Origin of the sequence: Duganella sp. CF458 (genome assembly GCF_900113115.1) — a bacterium.
GTDB lineage: Bacteria > Pseudomonadota > Gammaproteobacteria > Burkholderiales > Burkholderiaceae_D > Rugamonas.
Genome location: NZ_FOOF01000017.1, coordinates 63,624 through 79,613, shown reverse-complemented (window position 1 = coordinate 79,613; position 15,990 = coordinate 63,624). Strand labels below are relative to the sequence as shown.

Sequence of the window (15,990 nt, the reverse complement as noted above, 5' to 3'; positions counted from 1 at the left end):
ATGGAACTGCAGCCCCTGGCCTATCACGCGAAGGTGGTCGACCACCTGCGCCGCCACGAACCTGACGTATGGCGTTGGGCCAGCGAGCGCCGTTCCGATGAGGAACACCGCGAATCGCTGCGCGCGCTGCTGTTGCGCGACACTTACCGTATCGAAGAGCAAAGCCACGCCGGCGTGCACCAGACTTTGGCGCAAGCCATGGTCAGGCTGGGTATCCTGGCGCCGGCCACGCTGTACCAGTCGCCGGGACAGGAAATGAACGCCGCGCTGGTGTTCGTGCCGGACGAGGTGCACATCGTCTTGCAGGGGCCGGTGCTGGAGCGCCTGTCGCAGGACGAGTTGCTGGCACTGTTCGGGCATGAACTGGCGCATTACGTGCTCTGGTCGCAGGACGATGGCAGCTTCCTGGTCGCCGACCGCATTCTCGCCGACGCGCTGGCCTCGCCCAGCGCCAGCGCCAGCCTGCGTGAGACCTACCGCCGGTTTGCCCTGCATACGGAGCTGTTTGCCGACCGCGGCGGCGCCATTGCGGCGGGAGCCGTGGGGCCGGCGGTGTCGACGCTGGTCAAGGTTCAAACCGGCATCGGCAGCGTCGATCCGGCAGCCTACCTGCGGCAGGCCAGCGAGATCGAATCGAGCCAGGCCGGCGCCAGCACGGCGCACAGCCATCCGGAGACCTTCATCCGCGCGCGGGCGTTGTCGCTATGGTGGGAAGGGGCGGCGGACCTGGACCGCTGGATCGATTCGCGCCTGCATGGCCGCTTGTCGCTGCCGCAACTGGACTTGCCGGGGCAGGCAAGCATGCAGGAGATGACGCGCGGCTTCCTCGCCTATTTCCTGGACGGTACCGGACTCGCGAGCGAAACGGTGCTGGCGCAGGTGCGCATGATGTTCCCCGACTGGCGGGAAACAGAACCAACGATGGCACCCGAGTTCTTCGGCGCCGAGGCTGTCGACGACGGCGTGCGCGACTACCTGAATGCCCTCATGCTGGACCTTGCACTGGCCGACGCCGGCCAGCGCGACCAGGCACTGCTGCGCGCCGGCGAGGTGGCGCAGCAACTGGGCAGCCTGGAAGGCCTGCGCCGCAACCTGCGTCGCGACGCGGGTTTCGGCAAACGGGAGTTGGACCGCTATAACCGCCAGCTGGCCAAGGAGTTGAAGATATGATGGGCACGCTGGACAAGCTGCTTGAGGCACAGGACGGGGCGGCGCTGTCGACTGACGACGTGCTGGTGTTGGTGCTGCCGCTGTTCCGCCAGGTGGCGGCATTGCATGCACAGGGCAGGGTTGCCGCGCTCGATGGCGACAACATCCTGGTCGATGGCGATGGTGCGCTATGCCTGCGCCGGCCGGAAGGCGAAGCGCCGCGCATGGATATCGCGGCGGTGCACAAGGTGCAGCCGCATCCCGCGTCGGGCCTGAACATCGTCGGTACGCTGCAGTCCCGGCGCACCGACGGGGAAGGATTCGAGGTCACGGACCTGTCGGTCCAGCTGGACGCGAGCGCGGCGATCGAGCGCCCGGTGCACTTGCCGGGCCCCGCAAGCTGGGAAAAGCTGGTCGGCCACCACGACGAAATCAGCGACGTGTACATGCTGGGCATGCTGTTGGCCAGCCTGGCTTGCGGACTGGACTTCCGCGACCCGCAGGACTTGCAGGAGTTTGCCGGTGCGCGCCGCAACCTGTTCCTGCTGCACGAGCGCCTGCATCCGATTGTGGCCGCGGTGATCGTCGAAATGACGGAAGTGAACCGCCACGAACGCGCGACCGACGTGGCGGCACTGGAAGCACGCCTGCGCACCTGGCGCGAACAGCCCCAGATACTGGACGTGGAGCGTGCGCTGGCCGGTGCCAATGGTGCGGCGCCGCGCCGCACGGTAGTGTTGCATCACTTGCGCGACCGCCTGTTCGACCTGTCGCGCCGCAACCGCCTGCTGTACTTCCGGCCGACGGCAGCCACGGTCAACCTGACTGTCGCCAGCGTGCCGCTGATGCTGCAGGTCGAAAGCATCCGCGCGGAGCAGATCTGCACCTGGGGCGGCCCGTTTGCGGCAGAACTGGCGGCGGGCAAACCGGTGGCGCTGCAAGGCTGGCTGCGTTTTGACGACCAGCCATACCTGCCGGCGGCCCTGGACCAGCTGATCAGCGAGACCCGGCGCGACCGCGCCGAATACGGCTTCAGCAACCTGCGGCTGGTGATCGCCTTCCTGCGCTGGCACAACCTGAAGGAAGCGCCGGATGAACGGATCACGACACCGTTGCTCTGGCTTCCGGTCGAACTGGCCAAGCGAAAAGGGGTGCGCGACCAGTATGTCGTCCAGTGCACCAGCGGGGAAGCGGAATTCAATCCTGTGCTGCGGCATCAGTTGAACCAGTTATACGGCATCCGCTTGGCAGAAACCGTGGACCTTGCACGCACCTCCCTGGCCGATGTGCACGCCGATATCCTGGGCCAGATCCGGCAGTCGGAACCGGCAGTCGAATTGCGCCTGGTCGAGAAAGCCGTGGTGCGCATGGTGCGCCAGAAGGCCTTGCAGCGCCTGCAGCAGTACCAGCGCCGCCGATCAACGGCTGGCGCCAAGCGCAGTGACGGCTGGCTTCCGCCATACAGCTACGCCGCCGACGATTACCGGCCGCTGGGACGCGCGCTATTCGAGCACTGGGTTCGTCCGAGCGAGCTGCCGCAGCGTTTCGAGGCCGGCGCGGCGCCCGCAGCTGGGCCGCGCCTGGCGCGCATGGGGCCACCGGTGGCGGAGGCGGAGGATCGTGCCGGCTATACGCTGGAAGAAACCGAAGGACATCGCTACGCATGGGACCTGGACTTGACCCAGGTTACGCTGGCCAACTTCAATTACCGCAAGATGTCGCTGGTGCGCGATTACGCCCAGCTGCTGGACGACCCGGCGCCCAATCCGTCCTTCGACCGCGTTTTCTCGATCGAGCCGAAGGCGCTGGAAGCGGGCTTGCCCCCGCCATTGCCGCCCACGGAGCAATGGAATGTGGTGGCGGCCGACGCTACGCAAAACACTGCCGTGCGGCTGGCCCGCACGCAGGGCAGCTTCATCATCCAAGGGCCGCCCGGCACCGGCAAGTCGCAGACCATCACCAACCTGATTGCCGACTTCGCAGGCCGCGGCAAGCGCGTGCTGTTCGTATGCGAGAAGCGGGCTGCGCTCGACGTGGTGTTCCATCGCTTGAAGCAAAGCGGGCTGGATTCCCTGTGCTGCCTGATTCACGATTCGCAGGCCGACAAGAAGGCCTATATTGCCGATCTGCGCGGCTGCTATGAAAACTGGGTTGCGCAGCCGCCCGCCAGCGAAGCGCTGGCTGCGCGGCGTGCGCAGCTTACCGATGCCATGGCTACGCGGCAGGCCAGCATCGATGCGTTCGAAGCGGCATTGGCCGGCACACCGGCCGAACTGGGCGCCACGGTGCGCTCGCTGCTGCGGCGCCTGGCCCAGTCGCCGGCCGTGCCGGAGCTTTCCCACGCCTGGCGCGAGCGCCTGCCTTCGCTGGCATCGTGGGACCAGCAACGCGAGCTGGTGCAGCGCCTGCACCGTGCCATGCGCGAGCGCTTTGGCCTGGACAGCCTGGCGGCCCACCCGTTCTCGCGACTGGCCACTGCCGTGGTGGCCGACGAACACGCATATGGCCGGCTGGAGAAGCTCTGCCGGGAGGCAGAGGCACTGCTTGACACCCTGGAACCGGGTTTCGGTGTGACGCTTCAGCGGGCGCTGCGCGACGCGACGGACAGCCAATGGCTGCTGGACAACGGCATCGCGAACCATCTCCCGCTGCTTGACCATGCTTCACCGCAGTATGCTGGATTGACGACCGTGCGCAGCACTTTGGCAAGCCACGGGCAGGCCTTGGCCAAGGCGCAGGAGGCAACGGCAAACTGGCGCGACAAGCTGACGCCGGGCGACACCGCAGCGGCGCTCGAACTGGCTGGCCGTTTGGAAGGCTCCATCCTGCGCTGGTTGCAGCCGGCATGGTGGCGCATGCGTGGTGAAGTACAGCGGCGCTACGATTTCAGCCGTCACGCCGTGCGCCCGGGTTATCGGCAGGTGCTGGAAGCGCTGGCAGCGGAACACGCTGCGCAGGCGACGCAGGCGGCATTTGCCGCGGCCAGCCAGCAGCAGTACGGCGTGGGAGACATGCAGGCCTTCCTGCGTGCATTGGATGAACTTGAGCAGCGGCTCGCCAAGCCCGATAGCCCGTCCGCGCTGGTGGCACGGCTGCGCCAGTCGGCCGATCCCCTTGCCGCGGCGCGTTCCGAAGCGGCCTCGCGGCAGGCCTTGGCCAGCCTGGCACACAGCGTTGGGGACGATCTGATATTGGATGCCGGCATGCGGTTGGGCGAGCTGGCCGAGTTGCTGCGTGACTTGCGTGAAGCCTTGGACGATTTGCCTGACATGCTACCCCTGCTTCGCTCAGTGCATGGTGCCGACCCGGCCTGCACGCAAACCTTGCAAGCCCTCGACTATGCGCCGCACGTCCTGGATGCGCTGGTGGCCGAGGAAGCGTTCCGCCGCATTTTACGGGTCGATCCGGTACTCGCAGGCTTCAATGGCGCCGCGCTGGCACAAGCGGTGCATGCGATGTCTTCGCTGCAGCGCGAATTGCTGGCGCTGAATGCGCAGGTGGTGCAGGCGACGCAGCACGCACGCTTCAGCGAGCATGTGCGGGTTTCGGCAACATCGGCGACCCAGCTCGACGGCGACGCCAAGGCGTTCAAGAAGCTGTATGCGACCGGGCGCCGCGAGCTGGAGCACGAATTCGGCAAGAGCATGCGCCATCGCTCGATCCGCGACTTGAGCGACGACGAGACCGGGCTGGTGGTGAACGACCTGAAGCCGATCTGGCTGATGAGTCCATTGTCGGTGTCGGATACGCTGCCGCTATCGGCCGACCTGTTCGACGTGGTGATCTTCGACGAGGCCAGCCAGATCCCGACCGAGGAAGCGGTGCCGGCGCTGTGCCGCGCGCGCCAGGTGGTGGTGGTGGGCGATGAAATGCAGCTGCCACCGACCAGCTTCTTCAGCGCCGGCGCTGGCGAAGGCGAAGACGAGATCATGGTCGAGGAGGGCGGTGAACGTATCGCCATCAACCTCGATGCGGACAGCTTGTTGAACCAGGCGGCGCGCAACCTGCCGGCGACCTTGCTGGCCTGGCATTACCGTAGCCGCCACGAGTCGCTGATCAGCTTCTCCAATGCCGCGTTCTACGAAGGGCGCCTGGTGACGATTCCCGACCGCGTGCTGGAACAGGAATCCGTGCTTGCGGCACCGCGCAGATCCGAGGACGAAGGCGTCGGCATCGCGGCCGCCGAAGCACTGATGGCGCGCCCGGTCAGCTTCCACCAGGTGGCTGACGGTGTCTATATCGGGCGCCGCAATGAAGCGGAGGCGCGTTATATCGCGCATACCGTGCGCGAAATGTTGCGGCGCGAAACGGGAATGAGCCTGGGCATCGTGGCGTTCTCCGAGGCTCAGCAGGGCGCAATTGAATCCGCCCTGGAAGCCTTGGCAGAGGAAGATTCGGATTTTGCGATGCGCCTGGAGCGCGAGTACGTGCGGGAGGACGATGACCAGTTCAACGGCCTGTTCGTGAAGAACCTGGAAAACGTACAGGGCGACGAACGCGATGTGATTATCCTGAGTATCTGCTATGCGCCGGGCCCGGATGGAAAGATGCTGATGAATTTCGGCCCGATCAACCAGCGCGGCGGGGAAAAGCGATTGAACGTGATCTTCAGCCGCGCGCGCCATCGCATGGCGGTGGTGTCGACCATCCACGCAGAAGCCATTACCAATATCCACAACGACGGCGCGGCGGCCCTGCGCTCGTTCCTGCAGTTCGCACAGGCCAGCGCAGTTGGCCAGTTCGAGCGTGCGCAATCGGTACTGGGCGCGTTGAACCACGGTGCGCGCCATGCGTTCACCAGGGATATGCCGCAAGACAGCATCCGCGATGCGCTGGCGGCGGCACTGCGCGAACGCGGTCACCAGGTGCACCTGAATGTCGGCCGTTCCCAGTTCCGCTGCGACCTGGCCATCGTTGACGCATCGGCCGCCGGGTATGCGTTGGCGATCCTGCTGGATACTCCGGCTGAAGTGGTTGGCGACAGTGTGGAGCGCTATGTGTTCCGCCCCGGCGTATTGCGCAGTTTTGGCTGGCGTGTGCTGGATATTCCAGGAAAGGACTGGCTGGATAACCGGGGCGCCGTCTTGCAGCGTATCGAGGCCATGCTGTCGGCAGGCGAGGACAGGGCGCTGGACCAGATGGTTGATCCAGTGCCGAGCGCGCCTCCAACCGCGCCGCCAACCGCGCCGGCCGCCACAGCGCGCGGGGCGCCCGCGGACGAAACGGCAACGGGCGGAACGGGGACGGGCGCCGCGGTCGGGGAGCAAATGCGCAGCCTGCATTTCGAACAGGGGGCATCACGCAAGTTCTGGCGCGCCGTGGTGCGCGGCGTCGAGCTGACCGTCAGCTACGGCCGTATCGGCAGCGCCGGCCAGTCCTTGCTCAAGCAGTTCGAAACGCCGGAGCGCGCCGTGCGTGAAATGGAAAAGCTGGTCGACGAGAAGCTGCGCAAGGGCTATGTAGAAGACTAAGGCGTGGAGAGTTCCGCGACGAAGTCGTACATGTCGCCGCGGAAGATCGAGCGGCAAAACTCCACTGCGCGTCCATCGCGCAGGAAGCCAAGGCGTTCGACGGCCAGGCCGGCGTCGCCTTCCTTGGCCTGCAGCAGCTTGGCCTGTTCGCCTGTCAGCAGCAGGGCGGACAGGCGCTGCAGCGCGCGCACCGGCCGGTGGCCGGCCGCTTCCAGCGCCTCATACATCGACACGTCGACCGACTCCAGCGAAGGCAGCGCATCGGCCACGATGGTGGCGTATTCCACGCACATCGGCACTTCGTCCGCAAAGCGGATGCGGTGATAGCGGTACACCGGTGCGCCAGGGCTAAGCCGCAGGCGCAGGGCTTCCTCCGGCGTCACAGTGCCTTCCGATTTCTTCAGCCATACGCTGCGCGGCGTGCGCCCGCGCGAACGCATGTCTTCCGAAAAGGAAGTCAGCTTGGCGAAGTTCTTTTCAATACGCGTGTTGATGAAATTGCCGGAGCCCGGCCGGCGCACCAGCAAGCCTTCCTCCACCAGGCCGTCGATGGCCTTGCGCACGGTGATGCGGGAGATATTCAGGTCGGCTGCCAGCACGCGTTCGGCGGGCAGGGCTTCGTCGGGACCAAACACATGCAGGTTGATTGCTTCACGCAAGGCGCGTTGCAGAAGCTGGTAAAGCGGCTGGCTACTGGTCTGCACCAGGTCTTCCATGAGCTGCGCGAGCGATGCCATTTAGTCTCCCCTTGTGTGCGGCTGATAATACCAAAAAAAGACCGTATGGCCAGAGGTATGCAGCCACTCCTATTCCACCCTCCCAATGGGATAGCGCTAACAACAGGCTTCTAAGGCAAAAGTGGTATGTCTTTTCAGTACAACATGTGAAAAAAATACGAAAATTGGTAGTGTTCTGGTATTTGATCGGGGTATATTGGCGTCCAATTGGTTTGAACGTGGTTTTAGAAACTGGTAACAACAGACCGGGCTTTGAGACAGCCCATACTTAGGGGGAGTAAATGAACCGCAATATGACACCGATCGCGACCGCAGTCGCCATCCTGACCGCCACCGCCGGCATGGCGCAAGCACAGCAGGCTGCTCCAGCCGAGCAGAACGTCGTGGTCGTGACCGGCGTGCGTGCCGCGCTGGCGCAGTCGATCAACCAGAAGCGCAATGCCGACTCGCTGGTTGAAGTGATTACCGCAGAAGATGTGGGCAAGATGCCGGACAAGAGCGTGGCTGACTCGCTGCAGCGCGTGCCTGGCGTCTCGGTCGCTACGGCCGGCGGTTCGGAAGGCGGCTTCGGCGAGAATGACCGCGTCAGCCTGAAAGGCACTCCATCCAACCTGGCCCTGACCACCTTGAATGGCCACACCGTGTCGAGCGGCGACTGGTACATCTCCAACATCACCAACGGCGGCCGTTCCGTCAGCTACTCGATGTTCCCGTCGGAGCTGATCGGCCGCGTTACCGTGCACAAGTCTTCGCAGGCCAACCTGATCGAAGGCGGCGCATCCGGCAACGTCGACATCGAAACCCGCAAGCCACTGAGCTTCAAGGAGCCGCTGACCCTGATGGGCGCCGTGACCGGTGTGTACAGCGAAGGCTCGAAGAAAACCGATGCGCAGTTCAGCGCCCTGGGCAACTGGAAAAATGAACAGAACAATGTGGGCGTGCTGGTCCAGGTGTTCGACGAAAAACGCACCCTGCGCCGTATCGGCCAGGAGTTCCTGTGGTGGGACAAGCTGAGCGCAGCCTATGCGCCGCAGTGGGTGGCCGCCAATCCTGAAGTGGCAGGCAAATACATCTCCCTGCTGACCGGTACCGCCATGTTCAACCAGGAACGTGAGCGCAAAGGCGGCATGATCGACGTGCAGGTCAAGGTCAATAAAGAGTTCGACTTCGACATCAACGGCTTCTATACCCGCCTGGATGCGGACAACATCAACGCCAACTTCATGCTGGCGCCATACCAGCCGCTGACCAACAACTGGTCCGGCGTGGGCGGCGTGATCCCTTCCAAGTGGACCGTCACCGGCGACACCATTACCTCGATCACCTTCCCAAGCACCTGTCCGGTGGCGGACTGCTCGAAGATGGGTCCATCGGTGCAGGACATCATTGCCCGCCCTGGCTCCTACAGCGATTCGAAATTCGTCAACTTCGACTTCAACTACCGTCCTACGCAAGACCTGAAGTTCAAAGGCCAGATTGGTACGACCCGCGGTACCGGCTACGCCCGCGACTACGGTTACGAAGCCTGGCTGGCCTATGCGGGCAACAGCCTGACCACCCATGGGCTGGATTCGCCTGCCACCGTGATCGTGGACAACGCCGGCACCTTCAATCCGCGCACCGGCGCCGACTTCTTCGGCGGCTGGGCCTCGGACGTGACCGCGAAGGACAAGGAAACCTACGGCCAGATCGACGGTCAGTACAAGACGCAGTGGAACGGCGTGCCGACCCTGCATTTCGGCCTGCGCAACGCGAGCCACGAGCGTTCCCTGACCTGGCTGGGCGGTACTGTCGCCCCGGCCGGCTCGCTGCTGGCCAACCGTCCGACCGGCTTGACCAACTTCCCGAACAGCCCACTGCCTAACCTGCTGAGCAATGCATGGACCTTCGATGCCGAATCGATGAAAGCCTGGGGCGACAAGTACGTCAGCTTCGCCAACCACGCCTACCAGAGCGAATTCCTGATCAAGGAAAAAGCCACTGCGGCATATGTGATGGGTGACCTGGAGTTCGGCAACTTCGGCGGTAACGTCGGCGTGCGCTTCGTGAAGACCAAGATCGATGTCGACAACGGCTCGCCGAACAATGTGTGGAACCCGACCCACAGCTCCAACACCTATAACGACTTCCTGCCAAGCATCAACCTGTACACCAACCTGACGCCGGACCTGAAACTGCGCGGTGCCGCCAGCCGCACCCTGGCTCGTCCCGACTTTGGTTCGCTGGGTGCCTTGAGCCTGAACGACCTGACCTTCTCCGGTTCCGGCGGCAACCCGAACCTGCGCCCAATCATGTCGAACAACGTCGATGTGGGCCTGGAGTGGTACTTCATGCCGAAGTCCCTGCTGGGCATGAACATCTACAACATGAACATGGGTTCCTACGTGACCTTCGGTTCCTCGAAGGCCGACTTCTTCAACCAGTCGGCCGGCAGGGTCACCACCTACAACATGAGCTCCGCAGTGAACACCAAGGCTCGTGTACGCGGCGTGGAACTGCAGTATTTACAGGACCTGGGCAACGGTTTCGGCTTGAACGCCAACTACACTTACGCCGACGGCAAGGAAACCGAAGCCGCACCGAAATCAGCATGTGCCGACTTGGGCGACTGCAGCATGATCGGCACCTCGAAGAACTCCTACAACCTGGGCGTGTTCTACGAGACCAGCAAGTTCAGCGCTCGTATCAACTACAGCTACCGTTCGGCGTTCCTGAATGGCCTGGACCGTAACAGCGCTATCTACCAGGATGATGTCGGCACCTTGTCCGCTGCCTTCAACTACAACCTGACCGACAACATCACGCTGTCGCTGGAAGGCAAGGACCTGAACGATCCGACCCTGAAGTCGTACGCTACGTCCCGTAACCAGCCGCGCGCGTTCTACAAGAACGGCAAGCAGATCTTCTTCGGCGTGCGCGGCAAGATGTAATTGATCCCGATGTAAGAGTGTTATGGCAGGGTTCCCTCGGAGCCCTGCCTTTTTTGTATCCGGAGTTTGAATGCGCAAAGTAATGCTGGCAGTGCTTGCCGCCCTCACGACTGCTGCCGCTGCGGCGCCGTCGGTCGTCCATAGTCCCTACAAATACCTGTCGCCTTGGGATCCGGCGCAGGGAGTGCAGACCTGGGCCTTCGCGCGCGGCGAATGTGGCCAAGAGCGTTGGGGCGAGCTTGATGGCGCCACCGTCGCCGCCGACAACGTGCCGCGCTTCGTCAAGGCTGGCGTTGGCTACATTGTTTCGACGGGAGGGCAGGGCAATATCTTCACCTGCACCACCGACGAGGGAATGGAGGCTTTCGTATCGCGCTACGCATCGCCACAGCTGATCGGTTTTGACTTCGACATCGAGCACGGCCAGACGGCTGCGCAGATCGATGCGCTGCTCGCGCGCATCGCCCTGGCGCAGAGGGCGCATCCACAGCTGCGTTTCAGCTTTACCATCGCCACCCACGCCGCCTCTGACGGAAGTGGGCGCAGCCTCAATGAGACGGGCGAGCAGGTGCTGGCCGCGCTGCGCAAGCATGGAGTCCAGGATTTCGTGCTTAACCTGATGGTGATGGATTATGGGCCGGCGAGCCGAAAGGCATGCGTGGTACGACGTGGGCGCTGCGACATGGGAGCATCCGCCATCCAGGCCGCGCAAAATGTGCACCGCAAGTACAAGGTGCCGTACTCGCAGATTGAATTGACACCCATGATCGGGGTAAACGACGTGGTGGAAAACGTCTACACCCTGGCTGATGCGCGCGCAACCGCCGCAGCAGTGCGCAAGATGGGCATGGCGGGTATCCATTATTGGTCGCTTGACCGCGATCAGCCGTGCGGCAAGCCGTCCAAGGGGGCGGAACCGAACTGCAGTTCGATGACGAATGTGCCGGCGGGAGCCTACCGGCGTATCCTGGCGCCAGCCACGAATCCTTCGCGCGAGTTTGTCCAATGAATGCCGCCACTCGCTACCAGTCGCTGGACGTCCTGCGCGGCCTGACAGTGGCCCTGATGATCATCGTGAATACGCCGGGCAGCTGGAGTTACGTCTACACGCCACTGCTGCATGCACCCTGGCACGGCTTTACACCGACGGATTGGGTGTTCCCCAGTTTCCTGTTCGTGGTGGGTAATGCGCTTGCGTTCACGTTGCCGCGCTATGAAGGCATGGGTAGCAGCGCCGTGCTGGCGAAAATCGGCAAGCGCACCGTTACAATCGTTGCCCTTGGCCTGCTGCTGTGCCTTTTGCCCAAGCTGGGTGGGCCTTTAAGCGACGTTCGCCTGCCCGGCGTGCTGCAGCGAATCGGCCTGTGCTTCGGTATCGCTGCGCTGGTGCTGCATTACCTTAGCGGACGCGGTGCGTTGGCGGTCAGCGTTGTCGCGCTGCTAGGCCATTGGCTGGTCATGGCGCTGTTCGGCGACTACAGCCTGGACGGCAACGCTGGCCGGGCCGTTGATCTTTGGGTCTTTGGCTCCAGCCACCTGTACAAAGGCGAGGGCATTCCCTTCGACCCTGAAGGCTTGCTCGGTACCTTACCTGCTACGGTGAACGTCATCGGCGGTTATTTTGCTGGCCGCTACCTGCGCGAGAATGGCGCGACAAGCCGCACGCTTGGCGTGTTGGCTGCGGCCGGCGTCGTACTTTCGGCGCTGGCGCTGCTCTGGGCCCCGCTGCTGCCGATCAATAAGAAACTGTGGACTGGCAGCTACGTGCTGTTCTCGACCGGAACGGCGCTGCTCGCGCTGGCGGCGCTCGCCTGGGTTATCGAGGTGCGTGGCGCGCAGCGCTGGACCTACTTCTTTGAAGTGTTCGGCAAGAACACCCTGTTCATCTACATGCTGTCGCAAGTAGCAGTTGTTGCGCTGGACAAGACCGGCACCTATGCGCCTCTCGCCGCGGCGCTGGGGCCGATCGGCAGCCCTAAAGCTGCCTCGCTGGCCTTTGCGCTGCTGTTCATGCTTGCTTGCTGGCTGGTCGGCTATTGGCTGGACAAGCGGAGGATCTACATCAAAGTGTAGTGTTTTGGAACTCGATGCGGTTTGCCTCGTACTTCCATCTATCGTGCGTGCCGAACGCACGCACGTTATCCGGATGTACATAACTCTTCTCGGCGCGTTTCAGGCGCCGGGCTAACGCCGCATCTTCAGGAGCGCCGTTGGCAGGTCCGTACACGTCGCGACGGACGCTTCCTTTTCGATCCGCGCCGCGCCATATCACGGTAAAGATGCGGGCAGCCGGATCGAAATACATGCGGAAGAAGCCGTCCGTGTTCATATCCTGCAGATAAAGACCCTCATCGCGCCATTGTGCGAAGTAATAGTCATCGCATCTGGCTTTAGGTTCATCCTTCCATTCGCAGGATAGCAGGATCACCGCGTGCCGCTCATCCAGCTTCCTGATCGAAATGTGGGCCTTGTTGTAACCCCATTTGCTCGCCGGTACGGTAGTCGATGAAGTGAGCTTGTACTCACCCTCGATCGCGGCAATGGGCGACTGCGCGAAGGCTGCGGTACAGGAGGTGATAAGTGCAAATGCGGCGAGTTTGATTTTCTTCATACTGGAATTCTATTGTTCAGACCATATGGTCAAGTAGAGCAATATTCGATCTGGGCTTGCGCAAACGAATCCTGTAAGCGGCTCGCCCGTTTTCTTCAGTGCGGTGGTGAACTTTCTGCAGTTCGCTTTGCTGGAAAGTTCTACTTGGGCGCCTTTATCCTTTTCCAGCAACTGACGGAAGTCGTCGGATAGCCAGGCCCTTGCTGCTTCGGGTGCGATATAGATAGGGCCGGTCGAGTCCCTTTGCGTATCCAGCCAGGGCCTTTCCGCATGGAGCTCGGCGACGAGCGTAATGAGAAAGGTCGGTCCCGGCACGCCGCCTGTGTATTCAGGCGTGCCAAAGACTTCCCAGCGCCCCGACTTGGCCGGAATTTGCAGATCAATCATTCCACGCAGCTTTTCCAGATCATCTGATACGCCTGGCTTTGACACATCGGGGGTACAGCCAGCCAGGAGGAGAAGGGCAATTAAAGACCAGGCGAGAACCCCCTTCATTGGCTCGCTCGCGGGAATTGCCATCTCTTTTCCTGCCTCGTCGTCGAGGTAAATTGAGTCAGGTCTTCACCAGTAAGCGTATTTGCGCATGGGATGCTGGTGCATTTTGGCTTCGATTTGGGATCATCCAATGCGAAGGTTGGGCTCGTCGTCGTGAAAAGAATACAGGCGGCTAAAAGCATTTTCATCATTCTGCGGCTATCGGTTAGTGCGACACCTTTCATTTGCAATGCGCTACTGGTCCTGGACCCATTGCCAAATGGTGCGTCCATACGTACTTCCCAGGTCCGGCATAAGATCGCCGGCTTCGAAATACCTGCGTGAATCCGGCTTGGCTGGAGAAAAGTAGTCTCCGGACCTTGGACAGCGTTCGAGCGCTGGAACGCGTTCCAAGTCCGATGAAATGGGCGGCAGTTCTTCAGCGGTCGCATCTGCAACCAATTCAACCAGAGACCAAATGCAAGCGGACTTTTTTAGGATTCGCTTTTGGCCTGTGACTGCGCCATCTTCATCGACTTCGTTTTTGTAGCCGACCAAGATTGAAGCAGAGGGCGCAATTTCCTTACGGGTTGAAAGGAACTGCGGCATACTGTGCTCAACGTCCGGCATGTAAATTCCAGCGATGGACAAAGGCTCACCCGATGCAGTAGAGATTTTGGAGCTTATTCGATATCGCGGCATTCTGTTCGGGAGATCGAGCGGTCCTCGGCCAGAAGCGTAGTAATCGGTTGATAGGGAACCGGCCTTCCAATTGGCATCTTCAGTTGCGACGATGTTGGATGCATACTGAACGGCTGTGGACAACAGGTTCGAGTAATTGTCTTGATCCTCCGGCGTCATCCACTCGTTTGAATAGTCCTGCTCTCCTTTGAAGTCGTTCATGACTTTGTTGGCGGTGGCCAGCGCAGTCAAGTCTCCAAGTTCAATCCTGTGATGCGCATCGCGTAATGCTTCTAACGTCCTCCTGTAATTTGGGAGCACGATGGAATTCCACACTATATCGCCTTGTTCTGGAAGAGGCCTTTGCCTGAGGTCGAGCGGAAGGTTGGACGAAAGCTTAGTGACGGAAGCCTCGTTGAGCGCAACGAAATTCTCCCAGGTTTCTAAGAGTCGCGCGAAGTACTCCGGTGAGGTATAACGTTCCAGAAGAAAAATGGTTTGTTTAGTTGCGGCGTCCATAGCGTTGCACTTACATCCAGTTATTTGATAAAACAGGCACGCCAGTAAGGTCTACCGTTTCGCCGAAGCTGTCATAACCCCAATTTGTCGGATTTCGTCGCCCAACAAACTGCTTCTCTAACATCGTTGGATCCAGAACAATCTGTTCCGCCCCTCCCTCGAGTACGTATTGCGATGCCCCAAGCCGCTGTGACGCAGCGGGGCCGGACCATACTCGTAGACCGGCCCCAGCGGGGACGATGTAGGTTACATATTCACCATTGCTATTCCAACTTGCCCAGACCGCAAATTTGCGGCGCCAGTCATCTTTGGATTTGAGCGCCTTGAACTCGCTCTCCGACATCCAACAAATGCTATTGTCCACTGAAGTTGGCGCCACTACGCGGTAAATCTTAGTACCTGGAGGCAGGGTAATTGCCTCAAGGTCATGGAAGGTCCTGAACTTCCCTTTTGTCATTTTTGGCCCGGCATCGCTGAGGTCGGGCCAATCCCTTTTGGGCGTGAAATTTTCTGCTGGGTCATAAGGGAAGTCGACCCTCTTGTCGACCCATTTGGGCTTCAACTTCTCGAACTCATTCAGCTCTTCCGCCTCCGACAGGTACTTCCATGCATGAGGGTTTGTAGTGTTGAGGCGCGCACGATGCATCATATCGGCCTCGATATTTAGTCTGGTTGCGAGCCTGTTCAATAGATCTTGAACTGGCTGCACAGCCCGTGCGAGCTTGTTAGGCGCAAAGCGAGCTACTTTATCGATTGTAAGCAGCAGGGCTCCTGCACGTGTCGAGAGTGCGTCGTTGCCCCATTTCTTTACGAGGGTCAGCAGTGATTCCGCAGCATTCCTGACTTCATTGAACGCCGACATCAGCTTGGAACTATTGAGTTGTGCTGCAAGACCGCTAACTTTGTTGGACAGGAATTTATACGGATTGTCGATCTTAAGCGCCTTAAGCGTTTTTTTTACCTGCGGATTCTCAAGGAACCTGTTGAGGTTTGCTATCGCAGCGTCGATTCCTTTGCCGGCCGCTGCGGCAATTCCACGCTTGTGGGCTGCCTTCCGAATGCCCGCGAACATGACTTTCCCGCAGCCTTTCAGTAGCGAGCCTACGGTTGGAAAAAGGCCTAATAGGGTAAGCACCAATGCGATCCAGTGCCAAGTTTCATTGGGCTCCTGATTAATCTTCTTGCAGTTTGCGACTAGATCTCGAGCATCACAGAGTTGGTCAACGAAAGGCACCATCGAAACAACTGTGGATGTGACAGTTTGAGCTGTCGATGCATTTTCGTTGAAATCGCCTTGAAGTACGCCCCAGATCCATTCTGCACACGCTTCGAAGTCTTGTCTTGCACTCTTTAACCAGTTTGCCGGCGCAGCCTGGAACCAGGCAAGGGCATTCTCAAATTCGTCATTCATATTCTTA

10 protein-coding genes are annotated in these 15,990 nt (G+C 61.0%); 5 read left to right on the top strand and 5 right to left on the bottom strand.

What is annotated here, in order from left to right; translation table 11 throughout:
• Complete coding sequence (locus BM269_RS23450) at nucleotides 1-1,170, top strand: M48 family metalloprotease (RefSeq protein WP_090442985.1); 1,170 nt, start codon at nucleotides 1-3, stop codon at nucleotides 1,168-1,170.
• Nucleotides 1,167-6,620: an AAA domain-containing protein gene (locus tag BM269_RS23445; RefSeq protein WP_090442982.1), complete on the top strand. Its 5,454-nt coding sequence runs from the start codon at nucleotides 1,167-1,169 to the stop codon at nucleotides 6,618-6,620. Before BM269_RS23450 ends, BM269_RS23445 begins: the two co-directional genes overlap by 4 nt.
• Here the strand turns inward: BM269_RS23445 and BM269_RS23440 are convergent.
• On the bottom strand, nucleotides 6,617-7,357 hold the full coding sequence (locus tag BM269_RS23440) for a GntR family transcriptional regulator (RefSeq protein WP_090442980.1): 741 nt from the start codon (nucleotides 7,355-7,357) through the stop codon (nucleotides 6,617-6,619). The genes BM269_RS23445 and BM269_RS23440 overlap by 4 nt on opposite strands.
• A 281-nt stretch (nucleotides 7,358-7,638) precedes the next feature.
• Between BM269_RS23440 and BM269_RS23435 the strand changes: the two genes are divergently transcribed.
• From BM269_RS23435 to BM269_RS23425, 3 genes are all read left to right on the top strand, one after another.
• Nucleotides 7,639-10,287, top strand: coding sequence for a TonB-dependent receptor (locus BM269_RS23435; RefSeq protein WP_090442977.1), 2,649 nt, complete (start codon nucleotides 7,639-7,641; stop codon nucleotides 10,285-10,287).
• Between the two features lie 70 nt (nucleotides 10,288-10,357).
• Nucleotides 10,358-11,296 (top strand): glycoside hydrolase family 18 protein, encoded by a 939-nt coding sequence (locus BM269_RS23430; protein WP_090442975.1) that lies wholly within the window; start codon nucleotides 10,358-10,360, stop codon nucleotides 11,294-11,296.
• On the top strand, nucleotides 11,293-12,360 hold the full coding sequence (locus BM269_RS23425; protein ID WP_090442972.1) for an acyltransferase family protein: 1,068 nt from the start codon (nucleotides 11,293-11,295) through the stop codon (nucleotides 12,358-12,360). Before BM269_RS23430 ends, BM269_RS23425 begins: the two co-directional genes overlap by 4 nt.
• Here the strand turns inward: BM269_RS23425 and BM269_RS23420 are convergent.
• From BM269_RS23420 to BM269_RS23405, 4 genes are all read right to left on the bottom strand, one after another.
• Nucleotides 12,350-12,898: a hypothetical protein gene (locus BM269_RS23420; protein ID WP_090442969.1), complete on the bottom strand. Its 549-nt coding sequence runs from the start codon at nucleotides 12,896-12,898 to the stop codon at nucleotides 12,350-12,352. The genes BM269_RS23425 and BM269_RS23420 overlap by 11 nt on opposite strands.
• 9 nt (nucleotides 12,899-12,907) lie before the next feature.
• Nucleotides 12,908-13,417: a hypothetical protein gene (locus tag BM269_RS23415; protein WP_090442967.1), complete on the bottom strand. Its 510-nt coding sequence runs from the start codon at nucleotides 13,415-13,417 to the stop codon at nucleotides 12,908-12,910.
• A gap of 210 nt (nucleotides 13,418-13,627) precedes the next feature.
• Complete coding sequence (locus tag BM269_RS23410; RefSeq protein ID WP_090442964.1) at nucleotides 13,628-14,572, bottom strand: hypothetical protein; 945 nt, start codon at nucleotides 14,570-14,572, stop codon at nucleotides 13,628-13,630.
• Nucleotides 14,573-14,582: 10 nt separating this feature from the next.
• Entirely contained in the window at nucleotides 14,583-15,983 is a 1,401-nt protein-coding gene (locus BM269_RS23405; protein WP_090442960.1) for a hypothetical protein, read from the bottom strand.
• Nucleotides 15,984-15,990: the final 7 nt, after the last annotated feature.

Bases quoted from the DNA above. Each gene is read 5' to 3' on its own strand.
- BM269_RS23450 (WP_090442985.1), top strand. From the start codon at position 1: ATGGAACTGCAGCCCCTGGCCTATCACGCGAAGGTGGTCGACCACCTG.
- BM269_RS23445 (WP_090442982.1), top strand. From the start codon at position 1,167: ATGATGGGCACGCTGGACAAGCTGCTTGAGGCACAGGACGGGGCGGCG.
- BM269_RS23440 (WP_090442980.1), bottom strand. From the start codon at position 7,357: ATGGCATCGCTCGCGCAGCTCATGGAAGACCTGGTGCAGACCAGTAGC.
- BM269_RS23435 (WP_090442977.1), top strand. From the start codon at position 7,639: ATGAACCGCAATATGACACCGATCGCGACCGCAGTCGCCATCCTGACC.
- BM269_RS23430 (WP_090442975.1), top strand. From the start codon at position 10,358: ATGCGCAAAGTAATGCTGGCAGTGCTTGCCGCCCTCACGACTGCTGCC.
- BM269_RS23425 (WP_090442972.1), top strand. From the start codon at position 11,293: ATGAATGCCGCCACTCGCTACCAGTCGCTGGACGTCCTGCGCGGCCTG.
- BM269_RS23420 (WP_090442969.1), bottom strand. From the start codon at position 12,898: ATGAAGAAAATCAAACTCGCCGCATTTGCACTTATCACCTCCTGTACC.
- BM269_RS23415 (WP_090442967.1), bottom strand. From the start codon at position 13,417: ATGGCAATTCCCGCGAGCGAGCCAATGAAGGGGGTTCTCGCCTGGTCT.
- BM269_RS23410 (WP_090442964.1), bottom strand. From the start codon at position 14,572: ATGGACGCCGCAACTAAACAAACCATTTTTCTTCTGGAACGTTATACC.
- BM269_RS23405 (WP_090442960.1), bottom strand. From the start codon at position 15,983: ATGAATGACGAATTTGAGAATGCCCTTGCCTGGTTCCAGGCTGCGCCG.